The 17015-nt window shown below is 65.5% G+C and carries 18 protein-coding genes and 1 pseudogene; 6 read left to right on the forward strand and 13 right to left on the reverse strand.

Annotated features, from left to right (window positions below):
• The 3 genes and pseudogenes from GH737_RS15760 to GH737_RS06655 form a co-directional block, all read right to left on the reverse strand.
• Positions 1-113: pseudogene (locus tag GH737_RS15760) on the reverse strand (orotate phosphoribosyltransferase); the annotation flags it as partial.
• A 16-nt stretch (positions 114-129) separates the two neighbouring features.
• On the reverse strand, positions 130-1914 hold the full coding sequence (locus GH737_RS06650; protein WP_155264066.1) for an ABC transporter transmembrane domain-containing protein: 1785 nt from the start codon (positions 1912-1914) through the stop codon (positions 130-132).
• A 31-nt stretch (positions 1915-1945) separates the two neighbouring features.
• Positions 1946-3211: an aspartyl/asparaginyl beta-hydroxylase domain-containing protein gene (locus GH737_RS06655; protein WP_230558670.1), complete on the reverse strand. Its 1266-nt coding sequence runs from the start codon at positions 3209-3211 to the stop codon at positions 1946-1948.
• A gap of 171 nt (positions 3212-3382) precedes the next feature.
• On the opposite strand from GH737_RS06655, the gene GH737_RS06660 reads away from it, so the two are divergent.
• Positions 3383-4612 carry a polyhydroxyalkanoate depolymerase gene (locus tag GH737_RS06660; RefSeq protein WP_155264068.1) on the forward strand — a complete coding sequence of 410 codons (1230 nt, stop codon included), beginning with the start codon at positions 3383-3385 and terminating at the stop codon, positions 4610-4612.
• Positions 4613-4727: 115 nt separating this feature from the next.
• On the opposite strand, the gene GH737_RS06665 is transcribed toward GH737_RS06660, so the two are convergent.
• The 4 genes from GH737_RS06665 to GH737_RS06680 are packed head-to-tail and all read right to left on the reverse strand — an operon-like array spanning position 4728 to position 7253.
• The gene (locus GH737_RS06665) at positions 4728-4979 is read right to left on the reverse strand and encodes a hypothetical protein (RefSeq protein WP_155264069.1); all 252 of its coding nucleotides are present in this window, start codon (positions 4977-4979) and stop codon (positions 4728-4730) included.
• 25 nt (positions 4980-5004) lie between these two features.
• On the reverse strand, positions 5005-5604 hold the full coding sequence (locus tag GH737_RS06670; protein WP_155264070.1) for a DUF4126 domain-containing protein: 600 nt from the start codon (positions 5602-5604) through the stop codon (positions 5005-5007).
• Positions 5605-5607: 3 nt separating this feature from the next.
• Complete coding sequence (locus GH737_RS06675) at positions 5608-6786, reverse strand: acetyl-CoA C-acyltransferase (protein WP_155264071.1); 1179 nt, start codon at positions 6784-6786, stop codon at positions 5608-5610.
• An 11-nt stretch (positions 6787-6797) separates the two neighbouring features.
• Positions 6798-7253 carry a MaoC family dehydratase gene (locus tag GH737_RS06680; protein WP_155264072.1) on the reverse strand — a complete coding sequence of 152 codons (456 nt, stop codon included), beginning with the start codon at positions 7251-7253 and terminating at the stop codon, positions 6798-6800.
• A gap of 52 nt (positions 7254-7305) precedes the next feature.
• Here GH737_RS06680 and GH737_RS06685 point away from each other — a divergent pair, with 52 nt between their 5' ends.
• Positions 7306-7806, forward strand: a complete 501-nt coding sequence (locus tag GH737_RS06685; RefSeq protein WP_155264073.1) for a hypothetical protein — start codon at positions 7306-7308, stop codon at positions 7804-7806.
• On the opposite strand, the gene GH737_RS06690 is transcribed toward GH737_RS06685, so the two are convergent.
• Entirely contained in the window at positions 7807-8934 is a 1128-nt protein-coding gene (locus GH737_RS06690) for a mechanosensitive ion channel family protein (protein ID WP_155264074.1), read from the reverse strand.
• Between the two features lie 31 nt (positions 8935-8965).
• On the reverse strand, positions 8966-9958 hold the full coding sequence (locus GH737_RS06695) for a DNA topoisomerase IB (RefSeq protein WP_155264081.1): 993 nt from the start codon (positions 9956-9958) through the stop codon (positions 8966-8968).
• A 127-nt stretch (positions 9959-10085) separates the two neighbouring features.
• Between GH737_RS06695 and GH737_RS06700 the strand changes: the two genes are divergently transcribed.
• The gene (locus tag GH737_RS06700; RefSeq protein WP_155264075.1) at positions 10086-10664 is read left to right on the forward strand and encodes a DJ-1/PfpI/YhbO family deglycase/protease; all 579 of its coding nucleotides are present in this window, start codon (positions 10086-10088) and stop codon (positions 10662-10664) included.
• Between the two features lie 35 nt (positions 10665-10699).
• Positions 10700-11209 (forward strand): hypothetical protein, encoded by a 510-nt coding sequence (locus tag GH737_RS06705; RefSeq protein WP_155264076.1) that lies wholly within the window; start codon positions 10700-10702, stop codon positions 11207-11209.
• Here the strand turns inward: GH737_RS06705 and GH737_RS06710 are convergent.
• Positions 11206-11541 carry a hypothetical protein gene (locus tag GH737_RS06710; protein WP_155264077.1) on the reverse strand — a complete coding sequence of 112 codons (336 nt, stop codon included), beginning with the start codon at positions 11539-11541 and terminating at the stop codon, positions 11206-11208. The genes GH737_RS06705 and GH737_RS06710 overlap by 4 nt on opposite strands.
• Positions 11542-11813: 272 nt before the next feature.
• On the opposite strand from GH737_RS06710, the gene GH737_RS06715 reads away from it, so the two are divergent.
• Positions 11814-12458 carry a S24 family peptidase gene (locus GH737_RS06715; protein WP_155264082.1) on the forward strand — a complete coding sequence of 215 codons (645 nt, stop codon included), beginning with the start codon at positions 11814-11816 and terminating at the stop codon, positions 12456-12458.
• Here the strand turns inward: GH737_RS06715 and GH737_RS15190 are convergent.
• Genes GH737_RS15190 through GH737_RS06725 form a run of 3 tightly spaced genes read right to left on the reverse strand, consistent with a single transcriptional unit; the run spans position 12455 to position 16476 of the window.
• Positions 12455-12631, reverse strand: coding sequence for a hypothetical protein (locus tag GH737_RS15190; protein WP_196233020.1), 177 nt, complete (start codon positions 12629-12631; stop codon positions 12455-12457). The two genes, GH737_RS06715 and GH737_RS15190, sit on opposite strands and share 4 nt — an antisense overlap.
• 36 nt (positions 12632-12667) lie before the next feature.
• Positions 12668-14569: a TIR domain-containing protein gene (locus GH737_RS06720; protein WP_155264078.1), complete on the reverse strand. Its 1902-nt coding sequence runs from the start codon at positions 14567-14569 to the stop codon at positions 12668-12670.
• Positions 14566-16476: a TIR domain-containing protein gene (locus tag GH737_RS06725; protein ID WP_155264079.1), complete on the reverse strand. Its 1911-nt coding sequence runs from the start codon at positions 16474-16476 to the stop codon at positions 14566-14568. Before GH737_RS06725 ends, GH737_RS06720 begins: the two co-directional genes overlap by 4 nt.
• A gap of 92 nt (positions 16477-16568) precedes the next feature.
• Between GH737_RS06725 and GH737_RS06730 the strand changes: the two genes are divergently transcribed.
• Positions 16569-16778 (forward strand): hypothetical protein, encoded by a 210-nt coding sequence (locus GH737_RS06730; protein WP_155264080.1) that lies wholly within the window; start codon positions 16569-16571, stop codon positions 16776-16778.
• Positions 16779-17015: the final 237 nt, after the last annotated feature.

A 17015-nucleotide genomic window follows, 5' to 3' on the forward strand; every position in this document is an offset into this window, starting at 1 on the left:
TTGGCGGAATGCTTGCGGATCGCGGCGATGCATTCGCGCGACGACAGGCCGGTCGTTACGATGTCCTCGACCATGACGACGCGAGCGCCGTCGGGGATGCGGAAGCTCCGGCGGTGAAGGCGGGAACGGCTAGGCCGCGCGATCCTCGAACTGCAGGCGGGCGAGACGGGCGTACAGGCCTCCGCGTGCGCTGAGGCTCGCGTGCGTGCCTTCCTCGACGATCCGGCCGCCGTCCATCACGACGATCCGGTCCGCGGCGCGGACAGTCGCGAGGCGGTGCGCGATGACGATCGTTGTCCGGTCGGCCATCAGCCGGTCGAGTGCGTCCTGGACCAAACGCTCGCTTTCCGCATCCAGCGCGGACGTTGCTTCGTCGAGCAACAACAGAGGGGCATTGCGCAGCAGTGCACGAGCGATTGCGATGCGCTGACGCTGGCCGCCTGAAAGCCGCGCGCCGCCTTCGCCCATGAAGGTGTCGAGCCCTTCCGGAAGCGCGCGCAGAAACTCTTCGGCGTTGGCGTCGCGCGCGGCCTGCCACAGCTCGTCTTCGCTCGCGTTCCAGTTGCCGTAGCGCAGATTATCGCGCGCTGACGCGGCGAAGATCACCGTGTCCTGCGGGACCATGGCGATGCGCTCGCGGATGTCGGCGGGGTCGGCGTGGCGAAGATCGATTCCGTCGAGCAGCACACGCCCATGCTGCGGGTCGTAGAAGCGCTCGGCGAGCTGGAAGATGGTGGTCTTGCCCGCGCCCGACGGGCCGACCAGGGCGAGCCGCTCGCGTGGGCGGACGCTCAGGCTCAAATCTTCGAGCGCCGAGGTTTCGCGCCTCGTCGGGTAATGGAAGGTGACGTGCTCGAATTCGAGCGCGCCCTGCGGCGGCTCGGGAAGCCGTGTCGGTTGCGCGGGCGCGCGGATGTCCGGTTCGGCGTGCAGCAGCTCGGACAGGCGTTCGGACGCGCCGGCCGCGCGCAGCAGGTCGCCATAGACTTCCGTGAGATTGCCGAACGCGCCGGCAAGCAGGCCGCCGTAGAGCACGAACGCGGCGATCGTGCCGCCCGTCATCCGTCCGGACGAGACTTCGATCGCGCCTTCCCAGATGACGAGCGTGATCGCGCCGAAGATGAGGAAGATGACGATTGCCGTCATCAGCGCGCGGACCAGAATGCGCCGCTTGGCGGTCGAGAACACGCGCTCGACGGCATCGGTGAAGCGCGACGCCTCGCGCCCCTGCTGGTTGAACGCCTGGACGATCTTCATCGCGCCGAGCACCTCGCTGGTGACGGTGCCGACGTCCGCGATGCGGTCCTGGCTGCGCGTCGAAATCGTGCGGACGAGACGGCCGAGCACCGCGATCGGAAGAACGACGAGCAGGGTTCCGCCGAGGATCGACAGCGCAAGCTTGGGCGCGAGCGCGAACAGGATGACCACGCAGGCAATGGCGAGGATCGCGTTGCGCAGCGCCACGGACACGGTCGTGCCGACGACCTGCTCGATGATCGTGGTGTCCACGGTGATGCGCGACGTGATTTCGGCCGGCCGGTTCTCCTCGAAGAACCCCGGCGAGAGGCGCAGCAGGTTGCGGTGCACGGCGAGGCGGATATCGGCGACAGTGCGCTCGCCGATCCAGGAGACGAAGAAGTAGCGGACGGCAGTGGCGATGGAGAGCACGCCGACGAGGACCAGCAGGTACTGGAACCACCGCGCGATACCGTTGCTGTCGCCTGCTCCGCTCGCGAAGCCTTTGTCGATAATCAGCTTGAAAGCATAGGGGACGCCGGAGGTCGCTCCCGCGGCGACGATGAGCGCGAGCCCGGCGATCGCGATGTGCAAGGGGTAGCCGAGCGCGAAGCTCCACACCATCCGCAGGTTGCGGACAGAGCGTCCCTTGGGGCGGTTCGCGGTCGGGATGGTCATGTCGGCTCCCTAACAGCCGGGCGGCGGCGCCTCAAAGCTTCTTCTGCGCGTCTTTGACCTCGAAGATGCGGCAGATCATCGTGCGCTCGGCCTCGCTCAGATAGGGGTTCCAGCAATCAAGGATCAGCACGGCGCGATCCCGCGAAGTCGGATTATGCGCCTCGTGCTCGATCGTGTCATCGAAGACGAACGCCTCGCCTTCGACCCACGACCGTGTCTCCCCGCCCACACGGAAAGTGCATCCTTCCGGCACGATCAGGGGCAAGTGGACAATCGACCTGACGTTGGTCACGCCCGTGTGCGGCGGGATGTGCTTCCCGGCCCGCAGGATCGAGAAGAAAACGGCGGGCGCCCGTCCCGGTATCCGGCAAAGTGGCAGTTGCTCGATGAATGCTGCAGTCCTCGGGGCTTGGGCGCAGGCGTCGTCGATCCGCTCGCCGTCGCGCCAGAGGTGCAGCGCGCTCCAATCGAGCGATCGATCGAGTGGACTCCACTTGTTTTCAGGGACGCCCGAAGGCTGCTCGACATAAGGCGTCAGTCCTGAATCGGGATTGGCGAGGATAGCCTGGAGCTCACGCCGAATTTCATCGGTCGCGGACTCCAGCGACTCGAGCCACGGGAAATGATCGCGATCGAAGAACTCGTCAGCCGCCAGGAACGGATAATGAAGTCCGTGACATTCGTTGGGGTAGATCGAACGGCGGCCGAGCATCGCGTCGGCAGCCGCACGGACACGGCGCCTGTCACGGGTCGATGCAGCGGCGAGATCGCGGGCCAGCGACTCGTCGAGCGCGTCCGCCAGGGCCTGTCGCTGATGCGCGATATAATCGTCCGCATGCGCACGCAACTCCTGCAACTCGGGCGAGGATTGGTCCGTGGACGTGGTGAGCGCGAGGACACCGCTCCATCGCTCCGTGGCGGACGCCTTTTCTTCAAGTCGCTCGTGGAGCTGGGCGAGGTAAATGAGCGCCGGCAGAAACCTCTGGTCTATCGCAAGGGCGCGTTCGAGCGCCATGCGCTCGGCTTCCGTCTGCCCGAGCGCTCGGCGGGCCGATGCGAGATTCAGCCAAAGTTCCGCCGCGTCGGGATCTCCGCGGCAAGCCTGCTCGAGATGATCGGCCGCGGCCTGTGATTCGCCGCGCGCGAGTGCGTCAACGCCCAGGACGTTGCGCGCCAGCGGCTGCGTCGGATCGAGCGTGAGGACCGTCGTGAAATGCTGGTGCGCCTCGGACATGCGGCCGGACTGCCGGGCCCACATCCCTGCGCGAAGATGGTCCTGAATCGAGGCGCCGGCCACTATCTGGCGATCGTGCCGTTCGCCTCCGCGAGGTCAAGGGAATTGTTGGACACCGTGCATTCGCGCGGGGTGAATTATCCCCACATCCTTGCTGCATCGCAACAATTCGCCTTGCAACCGGTTACACGGCTTGCCACATCGACGGCAGGTACAGGTTTGAAACGAGGTTCGATGCTTTACGACGCCTATGAAGTGCAGCGCTCGCTTCTCGCAGGTGCGAGCAAGCTTGCGGGTCTCGGCGCCGGATGGCTGAACAACCCTAACAACCTCTGGGGTTACAACGCGATGGGGCCGGTGGTCGCTGCCGCGCTCCAGGTGTTCGCCGACGCCGCCGCGCCGCATGGCAAGCCGGAATTCGGCATCGATTCGGTCAAGATCGGACGCAAGCAGGTGCGCGTCGACGAGCAGATCCTGCTCCGCAAGCCTTTCGGGCAGCTCAAGCATTTCGCTCGCGATGGCGTCGACAAGGGGCCTCGGCTGCTGATCGTCGCTCCAATGTCGGGCCACTATGCGACTTTGCTTCGCGGCACCGTTGAGCGGCTTCTGCCCAAGTTCGACGTGTACATCACCGACTGGCGTGACGCGAAGTGCGTGCCGCTGTCGGACGGCGGCTTCGACCTCGAGGATTATGTCGATTACCTGATCGAGTTCCTCGAGCACATCGGAGAGAGAACCGGCGAGCGCCCGCACATGCTCGCCGTCTGCCAGCCGGCGGTGCCGGCCTTCGCAGCCACGGCGCGGATGAACGCCGACAGGAAGCCGTGGCGTCCCAAGACGCTGACGATGATGGGCGGGCCGATTGACACGCGGCAGGCGCCGACAGCGGTCAACACGCTCGCGACCGAGCGCCCGTTCGGCTGGTTCGAGCACAATGTGATCGCGACCGTCCCGATGATCTACCCGGGCGCGGGGCGGAAAGTTTATCCGGGTTTCCTGCAGCTCGCCGGCTTCATGGCGATGAACCTCGGCGATCACCTCGTCAGTCACTGGGAGATGTTCAAGCATCTCGTGCAGGGCGACGAGGAAGAAGCCGCGGCAACGCAGCGATTCTACGACGAATATCGCTCGGTGTGCGACATGACCGCGGAATTCTACCTGCAGACCGTCGACGTCGTGTTCCAGCGCCACCTGCTGCCCAAAGGCGAGATGGAGCATAGGGGGCGGCGCGTCGACCCGGCTGCGATCCGCGACACTGCGCTGCTCGCGATCGAAGGCGAGCGCGACGACATTTCCGGGATTGGCCAGACCAGGGCGGCGCTCGACATCGCGACCGGGCTGCCCGCCAGGAAGAAGCAATATTTCTTCGCGAAGGACGTCGGCCACTACGGCATCTTCAACGGCCGCAAATGGCGCGAGAAAATTGCCCCCGCGGTCGAGACGTTCATCGCTGCGAACGATTAAAGTCGCCTCATCGACACGCTCGGCATGCAGCCTCTTCGAATGCCGCTCTCCACGAGCGCAGCGTGGATGCGCTTCACCGACTTCCTGCTCGCCTTCTGATCTCCTCGGACGCGCGCTAGTCGACCCTCTGCGCGATCGCGGCCTCGACCATGTTGCGCCACGTTTCGACGTCACCCGCGGCCGCCATCGCTTCGTCGGGCTCGCGGGCGGTATGAAGCACGGCAAGCGCCTGGTTCACATGCTCGCGCCACGCGGCGTCGACCTTGTCGCCGGCGGACGGGTCGCTTCCCTCGGCGTTGCTGCTGAGCGCGGCCCCGGCGAGCACTCGGGCGATGCGCTCGACCAGCGGGCAGTTGGATTCAGGCATCGTCGTTGCTCCCTCTTTGCCGCTCTCAACCCGCTTGCGGCCGTTTGGGTTCAAGCAAGCGCCGAAGCGCGCGGCGCGCCGCGAAAACCAGCCACAGCGAGACAATCACGAGCAGAAGCGCAATGAGCGCCGCCGCGACAGGGCTTGCCAAGGCAAGTCCCATCAGCCCCACCGTCGCGACGTCCTCTCCGGTGGACACTGCCACGTTCGAAAAGGGCTCCGGGCTCGCGTTGACGAGCGTGCGCGCCCCGGCCTTGCCCGAATGCGCGAGGAAGGCAGCGCCGCCGCCCAGCAGCAGGCTGCCGACCTGCCACGCCGGGTCTCCGCCGTCTATGATCGCCATCGACAGCAATGCTCCGCCGACCGGGCGAATGACCGAGTGCACTGCGTCCCACGCGCTGTCGATCCACGCGGCCTTGTCGGCGAAGAATTCGGCGATCGTGCCGACCAGCGCGATGCCGAGGATCCAGTTGTTCGCCAGCACGTCGAGCGCGCGCAGCTGGTCGGGAAGCGCGATCCAGCCGAACTTCATCGCGATGCCGACCGCGAAGGTGACGAGATAGAGCCGCCAGCCGGCTAGCAGGCTGACGGTTGAAGCAAGGGCGATCAGCTCAACCGCGCTCACGCGCTACAGCACCTCGAACAGCCCCGCCGCGCCCATGCCGCCGCCGACGCACATGGTGACGACGACGTGCTTCACGCCGCGGCGCTTGCCTTCGATGAGCGCGTGGCCGGTCATGCGGGCTCCGCTCATTCCATAGGGGTGTCCGATCGAGATCGAGCCGCCGTCCACGTTCATCCGGTCTTCCGGAATCCCGAGCTGCTCGGCACTGTAGAGCACCTGCACGGCGAAAGCCTCGTTCAACTCCCAAAGGCCAATGTCGTCGACCTTGAGATCGAAGCGCTTGAGCAGCTTTCTTACGGCGTCGATCGGGCCAATACCCATCTCGTCGGGCTCCGTGCCCGCCACCGCCATTCCGACGTAGCGGCCCATTGGAGCGATTCCGCGCCGCTCGGCTTCCTTGGCTTCCATCAGGATCGATGCCGAGCTTCCGTCCGAAAGCTGGCTGGCGTTGCCCGCCGTGATCGACGTGTCCGGCCCAAGCACGGGATTCAGCCCGGACAAGCCTTCGAGCGTGGTGTCGGCGCGGTTTCCCTCGTCCTTGGCGATGGTGACTTCGCGCTGTGTGACTTCGCCGGTCGCCTTGTCGGTCACGTTCATCGTGGTCGTGACCGGCACGATTTCCTGGTCGAATTTCCCAGCGGCCTGCGCGGCCGCGGTCCGCTGCTGGCTCTTGAGCGCATATTCGTCCTGCCGCTCTCGGCTGATGCCGTAGCGCCGGGCGACGGTCTCGGCGGTCTGAAGCATCGGCATGTAGATGTGCTTGTGCATGGCGATGAGAGAGGGATCGGGCGCGATCCGCATCTCGGGCGTCTGGACCATGCTGATCGAATCCTGGCCGCCCGCGGCAACCACGTCCATCCGGTCGATGACGATCTGCTTGGCCGCAGTGGCGATCGCCATGAGACCGGACGAGCACTGGCGATCGATGGTCATGCCCGACACGCTGACCGGGCAGCCGGCGCGAAGCGCCACCTGGCGACCGATATTGCCGAACTGCGTGCCCTGCGTGAGCACCGCTCCCCACACGACATCGTCGATTTCGCCCGCATCGATTGTCGCGCGTTCGATCGCCGCCTTCAGCGAGAAGGAGCCGAGCGTCGGTCCCGGAGTCGCGTTGAACGCGCCGCGATAGGCTTTGCCGATGCCCGTCCGGGCGGTCGAAACGATCACGGCATCACGCAATTCTCTTCTCCTCAAACGATTGCCAGCGCGAGCCAGACGGCGCTGAGCGCGGGCTTGTCCTCGCCTTCGATTTCCACCGTCACCGAGTGACGCATCAGGATCTGCCCCGGCCCTTTCTCCTCGACCGAGTCAAGCGTGAAGCGGCCGCGGACGCGCTTGCCCGAGTGGATCGGAGCGAGGAAGCGGACGCGGTCGAGCCCGTAATTGACCGCCATTGTCGTACCTTCGGGAACGAGCATCGCTTCGTCGCCCATGCGCGACAGCAGCGAGAGCGACAGGAACCCGTGAGCGATCGTGCCGCCGAACTGTGTCCGTGCTGCCGCAGCGGAGTCGACGTGGATGAACTGGCGGTCTTCTGTTGCGTTGGCGAAGGCGTCGATGCGTTCTTGGGGAACCGGGATCCATGAAGAAATTCCGACTTCGTCGCCAAGACGATTCTTGATTTCGGTCAGGCTGGCGAGCGGCATGGCGATTGTGTAGCGGCCCGCTTCGAGGGAGCAAGCTTCTGGGGGCGTCCAGATGATCTTTCACATCTCCATTGCGGCCGACGATCCCAGGCGCACCGCGACCATGCTCGCCGAGCTGTGGCGCGGTGAAGCCTTTCCATTCCCGATGGTCGGCAAGGGCAGCTGGGTCGCACATGCCGGCGACGACCGCCGCTCGACGATCGAAGTCTACCCGCGCGATATGGCGATATACCCGACCGAAGGGGCGGGCGAGGAGCGGTACGAGCCCGTCTCGCGCCACGGGCCGTTCCATGCCGCGGTCGCGACGCCGCTCGGCATAGGGGCGGTCGAGGAGATTGGCCGCCGCTATGGCTGCCATACCAGCCTCTGCAATCGCGGGCCATTCCGGGTCATCGAATTCTGGGTCGACAATTGCCTGATGCTTGAGATGATGACGCCGGAGATGCAGGCGGAATATCAGGCGTCTATTACGCCCGAGAACTGGAAAGCCATGCTGGCGAAGCGCGGGATCGGACCGAACGGGGAATCGCTCGACGGCGCCCGCGCCGCCTGATCAGCGCATCGGTTCGGGATAAGGCATGACCAGCGTGCCGTCGGGCGCGGCGGTGAAGGTCGTCTGGGCCGGGTATGCGAACTCGAGCTTGTGCTCGGCGAAGGAGCGCAGGACCGCCAGTGCGACCGCGGTGCGGTCGGCGGCGACCTTGTTGGCGTCGGTGCTTCGGCTGTCGAACAGCAGCTCGAAGTCGATGCTCGATGCACCGAAGCCGAGGATCGCGCACCGGACGAAGCTGCAGCCCTTGCGCGATTCGACCGCCGCCTTGGCCAGCGACGTCACCTTCTCGAGCTCGTCGGGCGGAGTCTGGTAAACCAGCCCGAACGGAAGCTGCGAGCGCCGCATGTTGCCGCCGGCGTAATTCTTGATCTCGCGCTCGAGCAGCTTGGTGTTGGCCATCACCACCAGCTCGCCGTTGATCGAGCGCAGCCGCGTCGTCTTGAGGCCGATCCGCTCGATCGTGCCCGTCGTCCGGTCGAACTGGATGACGTCGCCGCGGCGGAACGGCTTGTCGAACAGGATGGACAGCGCGGCGAACAGGTCCGAGAAGATGCCCTGCGCGGCGAGGCCGATCGCGATGCCGCCGATGCCGAGCCCGGCGACCAGCGCGGTCACATTGACGCCGACATTGTCGAGGATGACGATGATCGCGATCGCGAACAAGGCAACGCTGACCAGCACGCGAATCACCGCCATCGCATTGCCGATTGCGGTTTCGGTAGGATCCTCGCCGGCCTTGCGGCTGATCACCCCGATGATCAGCTCGCGCGCCCAGATCGCGCCCTGGAAGGCGAACCCGATGGTGAACAGGATGTCGAGCAGCCGCTCGATCTTGGCCGGGACCGCGGCATAGGTCGCGACCATGTCGAGGGCGGCGACGATCATGAAGAAGATCGACGTCTTTTCGAGCACGCGGCCGATGACGCCCCGCCAATGGTGGCAATCCGGATCGCCGGAGCTCAGCCATCGTCCCGCGAAGCGCAGGCCGAGCATGAAGAGGACGATCGCTGCCGCGACACCAAGACCGATCGGCAATTGCTGCCAGTTGGCGGCGAACCAATCGGCGACGGACTCAATTCCTTCGCGGCCCGTGCTGATGGCCTCCGCCGCATTGGTGCCGGGTTGCATGCGGCCCTAATTGCCGTTGAGCGGCCCGCAATCAAGCCGCGACGCGGGTGCTCTCCTTTGCTTGCACTTGAACCTTGCTCTTGCGCCGGCGCCTTGTTCCGCGCGCGAGGAAGTCGAGCAACGCGACTTCGGCGCTCGACAGCTGCTTGCGCGCTCGCGGCCGCTCCATGCCCTCGAGCGGATCGCGCGAATCCTCCTTCACCGCCTCGAGCAATTCCGGGTGGACGTAGGACTTGCGGCTGATCGCCGGCGTGTTGCCGAGTGCTTCGGCGACGGGCTCGATGACCGTTTTCACCGTGATCCGGGCATGCTCCGCTTTCTTCAGGAGCTGCTCGCACGCGATCACGCTCGCGCCCCACGTGCGGAAATGCTTGGCGGTGAAGTTGCCGCCAGTCGCTTCCTTGATGTAATCGTTGACGTCGCTCGAGGTGATCGGCTTGGGCTCGCCGTCGCCGTTGACGTACTGGAACAGCATCTGGCCGGGCAAGTCCTGGCAGCGCCGGCAGATGCGCTTGAGGCTGGTGTCGGTGATCCTGGCTTCATGAACGATACCGTGCTTGCCCGCGAAACGCATCAGCAAGTCGTGCCCTTTGCGCCTGAGGTGCCGAGCGCGCAGGGTCGTCGCGCCGAAGCTCTTGTTCTCCTTGGCATATTCCTCATTGCCGATGCGGATATGCTCGGTATCGAGCAGGCGCACGACCGCGGCGATCACCGCCTCGCGCGTCAGCGTCCGGCGCTTCAAATCCTGTTCGACGCGGCGGCGCAGCTTGGGCAGTGCCTTGCCGAACTCGAGCAGGCCGTCGAACTTGGCGCTGTCGCGCTTCGCGCGGAACAGCGGGTGATAGCGATATTGCTTGCGGCCGCGCGCATCCACGCCGGTCGCCTGCAAATGGCCGTTGGAATCTGCACAGAACCAGGCGTTCTCATAGGCGGGCGGGAGGCCGATCGCGTCCAGGCGGTCGATCTCGTCGCGGTCCTCGATGCGGTTCCCTTCCGCATCGAAATAGGCCCAGTAGCGGCCCATGCGCTTGCGGCTGATCCCCGGCTCCGTATCGTTGCTGTGTCGTAGCAATGGCTTCCCTCAATTCGTTGCTGCGCCTAAGCGAGCGAGCGAGCGGGCGGGTTCCTGAGTTGATCAAGGAGTCGTTCCGATGAAGATTTCCGACGCCCGGGTATTGATCGTCGCCACCGACGGCTTCGAGGAATGGGAGCTGTTCGGGCCGCGCCAGATTCTCCAGGAACGAGGCGCCGAAGTCGTGCTCGCCTCGCTCAAACGCGATCCGATCCAGGCCACGGTGCACGACGACCCCGGGAAGACCATCCGGCCCGACCTCACCATCGACGAGGCGAGCGCGGACGACTTCGATGCGCTGATCCTGCCCGGTGGCGTGCGTAACCCCGACCAGCTTCGCCTTCACGGCAACGTGATTGCGCTGATCCGCCGGTTCGCCGAACATCGAAAGCCGGTCGGCGCGATTTGCCACGGCCCCTGGCTGCTGGTCGAGGCCGATGTGGTGCGTGACCGCACGGTGACGAGCTGGCCCTCGATCCGGACGGACCTGCGCAACGCCGGGGCGAAGGTCGTCGACGAGGCCGCGGTGACCGACGGCAATATCGTGACCAGCCGCAATCCCGACGATGTCGAGGCGTTCACCAGCGCGATCGTCGCCCTGATCGAGAACGAACCGGCGTTGGCGCGAACAGGCGAGCCGAGCGAGCTTCCGGCCTAACTCTATCGCAAGGAATTGGCGCTAGTCCGGCTCGCATGCGGGCGGCATCGGTCATCAGCGTCGAGAAAAATGTCGATCGTCTGGCGGCGGCGTTGTTCGCCGCGGCCAGCGCTTTTGCCGCTCATGCCTGGCTGCGCGTCGGGGCCGGACCGCCGCTGCTCGCAGCCGGAACGGCCGCAGCCGGCCTGCTCGCTTTCTACCTCTGCCTGCGCATGCTGAGCGCAGTCCAGCCCGCCCAGCCGCGTTTGCCGGTGCCGATCTTCGACGTGCGCGAGGTCGAGCCGTTCGACGAGACCGCGGCGGCATTGGCGGACTCCGTGGAACCGCCGCCGGCCGGGGAAGAGCCTCTTCTGCTCGACGACATCCTCGCCGGGATCGAACCGGATTCGCGCGTCGTGCGGTTGTTCGATCCGGCGGCAATGCCGACCGCGGGGGAGCTTCAGTCGCGAATTGACCGGCACCTCGACGGCTCGGCCGAGCGAAATGCCGATGCCGCGCAGGCGCTTCACGACGCGCTCGCCGAGCTGCGGCGCTCGATCCGCTAATCGGCGGCGATCGTCAAAGCCTCGATGGTGAGATCGGTGGCTCCGTCCGCGCTGCGCCGGGGCGCGCCTACGACTGCAATATCCGCCACGAGCAGGCCGGGAATGCTGAACTCTGCATCTTCGAGCCCGCCGCAGATGCGGGCCGCGACCGCGCCCGAGTCGGGGCCGGCGATGCGCAGCGCCAGCTGGTGGCGCTCGCCGCTGAACGTCAACGACTGCCAATCGGTCGAGCTGGCGTCGCTAAGCAAAATCCTGTCGCGCGCCGCGCCGGCACGGGCGATCAGCGCCCGGAGGAGTGCGCCCGCGGCCGGTGATATGGGGATTTTCATCATTGCGCACATCCTTCCAGGTAAGCGCGGATGCGCGCGACCGTCCGCGGCCGCGGGTCGCGGCCGTTGCGCAGGTCGAACACGAAGCGGGGGTCGCCCATCGCGTCTCGGCCGAATCGGGTAGGAGGCGTATCGTTTTGGCGTAGGAATTTTTCGACTTCTCTGAGCAAATGCACCTGTCTGATCCTTGTAGTCTCGCGACTCGGCTGCTCATCCAATTCCAATCCATTTCCTACTTGTCTAGGCATCTGCCTATAGTTAAAGGCGTGACAATGATGTCCGATCCGCGTGCCGTCCTCGAGCGTCTGTGCACCGAGCGTGGAGAGGATTTCGCCGGCCTGTCGCGGATGCTCGGGCGCAACGCGGCGTACATCCAGCAATATATCCGGCGCGGCACGCCCAGGCGCCTGAAGGAAGAGGAGCGGCGCAAGCTCGCGCGCTATTTCGCGGTGTCCGAGGCGCTGCTCGGCGGGCCGCCCGACAGCGAGCAGGGACCGGGCGGGCTGGTCAGCGTCAAGCGCCACCCGGTGAGGGTCTCGGCGGGGCCCGGCGCGGTCGTCACGCAGGAGTTTGGAAAAGCCTGTTTCGCGTTCGACAAGCGGTGGCTGAAGGGGCTGACGGCGAGTCAGCCGTCGAAACTTTCGATCGTCCGCGTCGAGGGCGATTCGATGGCCCCGACGCTCAACGCCGGCGATGACATTCTCGTCGATCTCGGGGACGCCGGAGACCGCCTCCGCGACGGCATCTACGTGCTCCGGATCGACGATGCCGTGGTTGTGAAGCGGCTCGCGCTCAATCCTACCGGGCGGCGGGTAACCGTCCAGTCGGACAACCCCGCTTACCCGGACTGGCCCGACTGCAGCCTCGCCGACATCAAGCCGATCGGCCGGGTGATCTGGGCCGGGCGGCGCGTCGTCTAGCCGCGGCGCCGCCTGTCGATCAGCCAGGTGGCAAGAGCGAAAGCCGCGCCGATGGCGGTCCCGATCAGCGTCCCCTTGAGCGGATCCCGGATCGACAGTCCGAACAGGAAGCCGAGCAGGATGAAGAGGGTGAGGAAACATCCTCCGGCGCGGGTGCTGCTGCCTTGCTGCATGGCGCGCTCATGGCAGAGCCGACGATGCCGCGCCAGTCAGGCGGGGAAGTTCATCTTCTTGAGCAGGGCCGCGTAGCGGGGGTCGGAGCGGAGCGGATCGAGCAAGCGATCGCTTTTCATATAAGCGAGGCCGGGGTCTCGGAACTCCCATGCGCGGTCCAGCGATGCAAAGGCTTCGTTCCTTTCGCCGCGCTGGGCGTGGATGTCGGCATATTGGTAGTGTGCCGAATCCCCATGGACCTGCTGCGCGCGCTTGAAGGCAGCATCGGAAGCGCCGCGATTGCCCTGACGCGCGAACAGGATCGATTCGCCTAGCAACCGGAAGAGATAATCGGGCGGAAGTTTCCTGAACTCCGCCATTGCTTGGTCGAACTTGCCGTCGTCCGACAGGGCCTGCCCCAGGAACGCCCGGGGTATCAGGAGATTGGGAGCCAGCTCCAACGTCTTGCGGTAGGCTTGGATGGCCTGCGGAAGGTGCCCGGCTTCGTACTGCGAGCTTGCCTCGCGACCGTAGGCGGCAGGATTGAGCGGGTCGCGGTCCTGCGCCTGGCGGCAGGCTTCGATCGCGGCGTCGTATTCGCCCAGGATGTCGAGAAACGCGGCATAGGCGAGGAGGTCATTGACGTCGCCGCCGGCAAGCGCATGTCCGCGCTCGATTTCGGTCGCCGCTCGACCGACATCGAGCTGCGACATGAGGACGTAGGCTAAAGCCATGTGGGCACTCGCCAGTTTCGGAGCGAGCGACACGGCCTGGCGTGCTACGCCTTCCGAATGCTTGTAGCCGCCTTCGTAGCTCCCACCCGAAACGGTATAATATCCGTAGAGATCGGCCAGGGCCCGCGCCTTCATCGCGTAGGCGTCGGCAAATTTGGGGTCGAGGGCGATCGATGAGTCCAAAAGCCCGATAACGTCGCGGATGCCGCTTTCGCTGTCATCCGACTGACGCTGGGCCCTGGCTTTCAAAAAGAGCTTTTGCGCAGCGGCGTTGCTAGTTCCGCCGACGCTGATCACCGCTCGCACAGCTTCGCCCAGGGTGGCGCTCAGCGCGGCTGCAACGCTTTGGGCGATGTCCGTCTGAATCTTGATCGCGTCGCCGGGCGAGCGGTCGTAATCCTGCGACCATTTGTCGAGACCGGTGCGGCCGTCGATCAATTCGGCGCTGACCCGGATCGTCGACGGCGACTGGCGCACGCTGCCGGTCAGGATGTTCGTGACGTCGAGCTTTTTCGCCGCAGTCTGTGCATCATCGTTGCGGACCGCGTCCGATGAAGTGCTCCCGGCAACCTTCAATCCGGCGATTCGGGTGAGGGCGCTTCGGATTTCCTCGGCGATTCCGTCGGAAAAATAGGCTTGTGCCGGATCGCCGCTGAGGTTGTTGAAAGGGAGCACGGCGATGCTTCGAGCCGCCGACGCCGGGCTGGACCGAAGGAAGGCCCATCCGCCAATGCCGGCCGCCGCTGCGGCCGCGACCGCACCCCCCGCGATGGCGGTCCGGCGATCGATCTTCGCCTCGCGCAAGGGCGACGGTGACGCCCGCCGCTTCGTACCCGCGTTTCGCCGAACTGCCGCGAGAACCGCCTGGTAATGCGGGTCCGCGCGGTCGCCGTGCCATCCGGTCAGCGGCAGCGCCTGCGTCTCGCCGAAGCCGAGGGGCAAGTGGACCTTGTCGATCGTGACGGGGATATAGACGTGTCGCTGCTGGGCTCGCGTCGCTTCGTCCTGGACGAAGGTGCCTTCCGCACCGACCGAGCGCTTGCTCCACGCGACGATCACGCACTTGGCGGCATTGAGCTCCGCCTCGATCGACTGGCGCCACGCGGTGCCGCCCCCGATCTGTTCATCCCACCACACCGAAAAGCCGTCGGCCTGAAGCGCCTCGACGAGCGGCTTCACCCGCCGCCGGTCCTCGGCCTTGTACGAGACGAATACGTCGCTCATGCGGCGCTCACCGCTGGGAAGTTGAGCTTCTTTTCGAGGGCCACGAACCGCGGATCGGAGCGAAGCGGATCGAGCAGGAAATCGACCCGAAGAGTCGTCAGGCCAGGATCATGAATCGCCCACGCGCGGTCGAGGGCTGCGAAGGCGCGCTCCTTGTCGCCCCGCTGCGCGTAGATTTCGGCATATTGGTAACTTGCTGTGTCGCCGTAGATCTGCCGCGTGCGTTCCAGGGCCTGATCGGACGCTCGGCTGTTGCCCAGTCGCCCGAACAGGATCGCTTCGCCGACGAGCCGATAGACTTCGCCGGGGGCTGCCTTGCGATATTCGGCTTCGGCTTCGGCAGTGCGCCCCAGCTGCATCAAACACAGCCCCAGCGTGCTGTGCCCGCGCGATATCGTAGGCGCAAGCTGTATCGCCATGTGAAGCGGGGCGATCGCTTCGGCATAGCGGCGTGAATAGGCGAGGACATATCCCGCCCGGCCGAATGCGATCGAATTGAGCGGATCGCGCTGCTGCACCTTGCTGACAATGTCGAGTGCGGCGCCGAATGCGCCGATCCTCGTGAGGAAGATCACGTAATGGAGCTGGTTGGCGATATCGACGTCGGCCAGGCTCTGCGCCTTCTGGTACTCGGTCCACGCATCAGCCAGCTTCAGCTGGAATTCGTATGCCGTCGCCAATGCGACATGTCCGGCCGAGGCAGTGGGAGCGATGGCGATCGCCTGCCTGGCCAGGTCGGTTGCCTCCGCATAGCCGACATCGAAGCTCGGCGCTCCGGCTATCGATCCCGTCATGTAATTGATTGCAAGCGACTTCCAGGCATAGGCATCCGCGAACTTGCGATCGAGCGTGGTCGCTGAATTGAGAAGGCCGATCGCGTTGCGGTAAGCGGCTTCGCTGTCGCCGGTGCGCAGCTCCTCCCGCGCCTTGAGATAGAGATCCTGCGCCGCGGCATTGCTGGTCCCGCCGACGCTGACCGCTGCTTTTGCAGCTTTTCCGAGCGCGACGCTAAGTGCCTGGGCCACGTTCTGCGCGATATCGCTTTGAATCGTAAGGGCGTCCCCGGGCCTGCGGTCGTAATCCTGCGACCAGCGTTCGAGCCCGTCGCTGCCCTTGACCAACTGGGCGCTGACCCGGATCGTGTCGGGTGAGCGCCTGACGCTGCCGGTCAGGATGTTGGCGACGCGAAGTTTCTTCGCGGCGGTCTCCGCGTCGGAATTTTTAACGGCCTCCGATGAGGTTCGTCCGACGACCTGCAACCCGGCGCGCGAGAGGGCGCTCCTCAATTCTTCGGTAAGTCCGTCGGAAAAATAGGCCTGTCCGGGATCGCTGCTGAGATTGGCAAAAGGCAGGACGGCAATGCTGCCGGATGCCTCCGCGGAGCCGGGCTTGAGCAGGAACCATGCACCCGCGCCGGCAACGGCAGCAGCCGCGACCCCGCTGCCTGCGAGCATTGTGCGCCGATTGATACCCGGCTCGAGATGCAGGTGCGGACCAGTTTCGCGCGGCTTGCCTGCGACCATTGCCTGGACCGCGGCAAGCACCGCCTGAAAGCCATCATCGTCGCGGCTTCCGCGCCAGCCAGCAAGCTGCAGCGCCTGCGTCTCGCCGAAGCCGAGCGGCAAGCGTACGTTGTCGATCCGCACCGGCAAATAGGCGCCGCGTTCCATCGCCCGCGAAGCCTCGTCGCGCACGAACCTGCCTTCTGGTCCGGTCGAACGCTTGCTCCACACCACGAGCACGCATTTGGCGATGTCGAGCTGTTGCTCGATCGAACGTCGCCACTCGTCGCCTCCGCCGATCTGCGCGTCCCACCAGACGGTGAGTCCGTGCGCATGGAGCCCGTCGACGAGTGGCTTTACCCGCCGCCGGTCCTCGGCCTTGTACGAGACGAATACGTCGGCCATGCCAAAGCCCCCGCGCTGCCGATAACATGTTCAATGGCATGTTGACGATATTTGTCGGCAGTCGCGAAACGCCGGTTGTTTATGGGGTGTCCATGGACGCTCCCTTCATCAACGGCAGACTGGCGCTCACCGACGCCGCCGAGCTCATCGAGTGCTACGGCGATCACGCTCCGTTCGAGGCCGCCGCCCGCGCAGACCGAAGCCGTGATGAGGGCAATGTGATGCGCTTCTGCCACTGGCGGCACATCGAGCGGCTGATCGCGGCGCTGAACAGCGACGAGGTCTACAGCACCGTTCACTAAGCCATTGAATTGATTTACTGCCGCTGGGCGCAGGAAAGCGCCGGGCACCGCTCTTCGGACTGGCGCCGTTCAGGAGGCACCGGTAAGGCTGCTTGCCTGATGAGCGGGCGGGGATTGAGCGTAGGTGCCGCGCGACTGCTTTGCGCGGTCGGCGGTTGCGCGCTCGTCAGCGCCCCGGCCTTTGGCCAGGCCGCTCCGCCGCCTCCGCCGAGCGACACGGGCGAGCTCGACCCGAAT

This window comes from Sphingomonas segetis, from assembly GCF_009720245.1.
GTDB classification, from domain to species: Bacteria; Pseudomonadota; Alphaproteobacteria; order Sphingomonadales; family Sphingomonadaceae; genus Sphingomicrobium; species Sphingomicrobium segetis.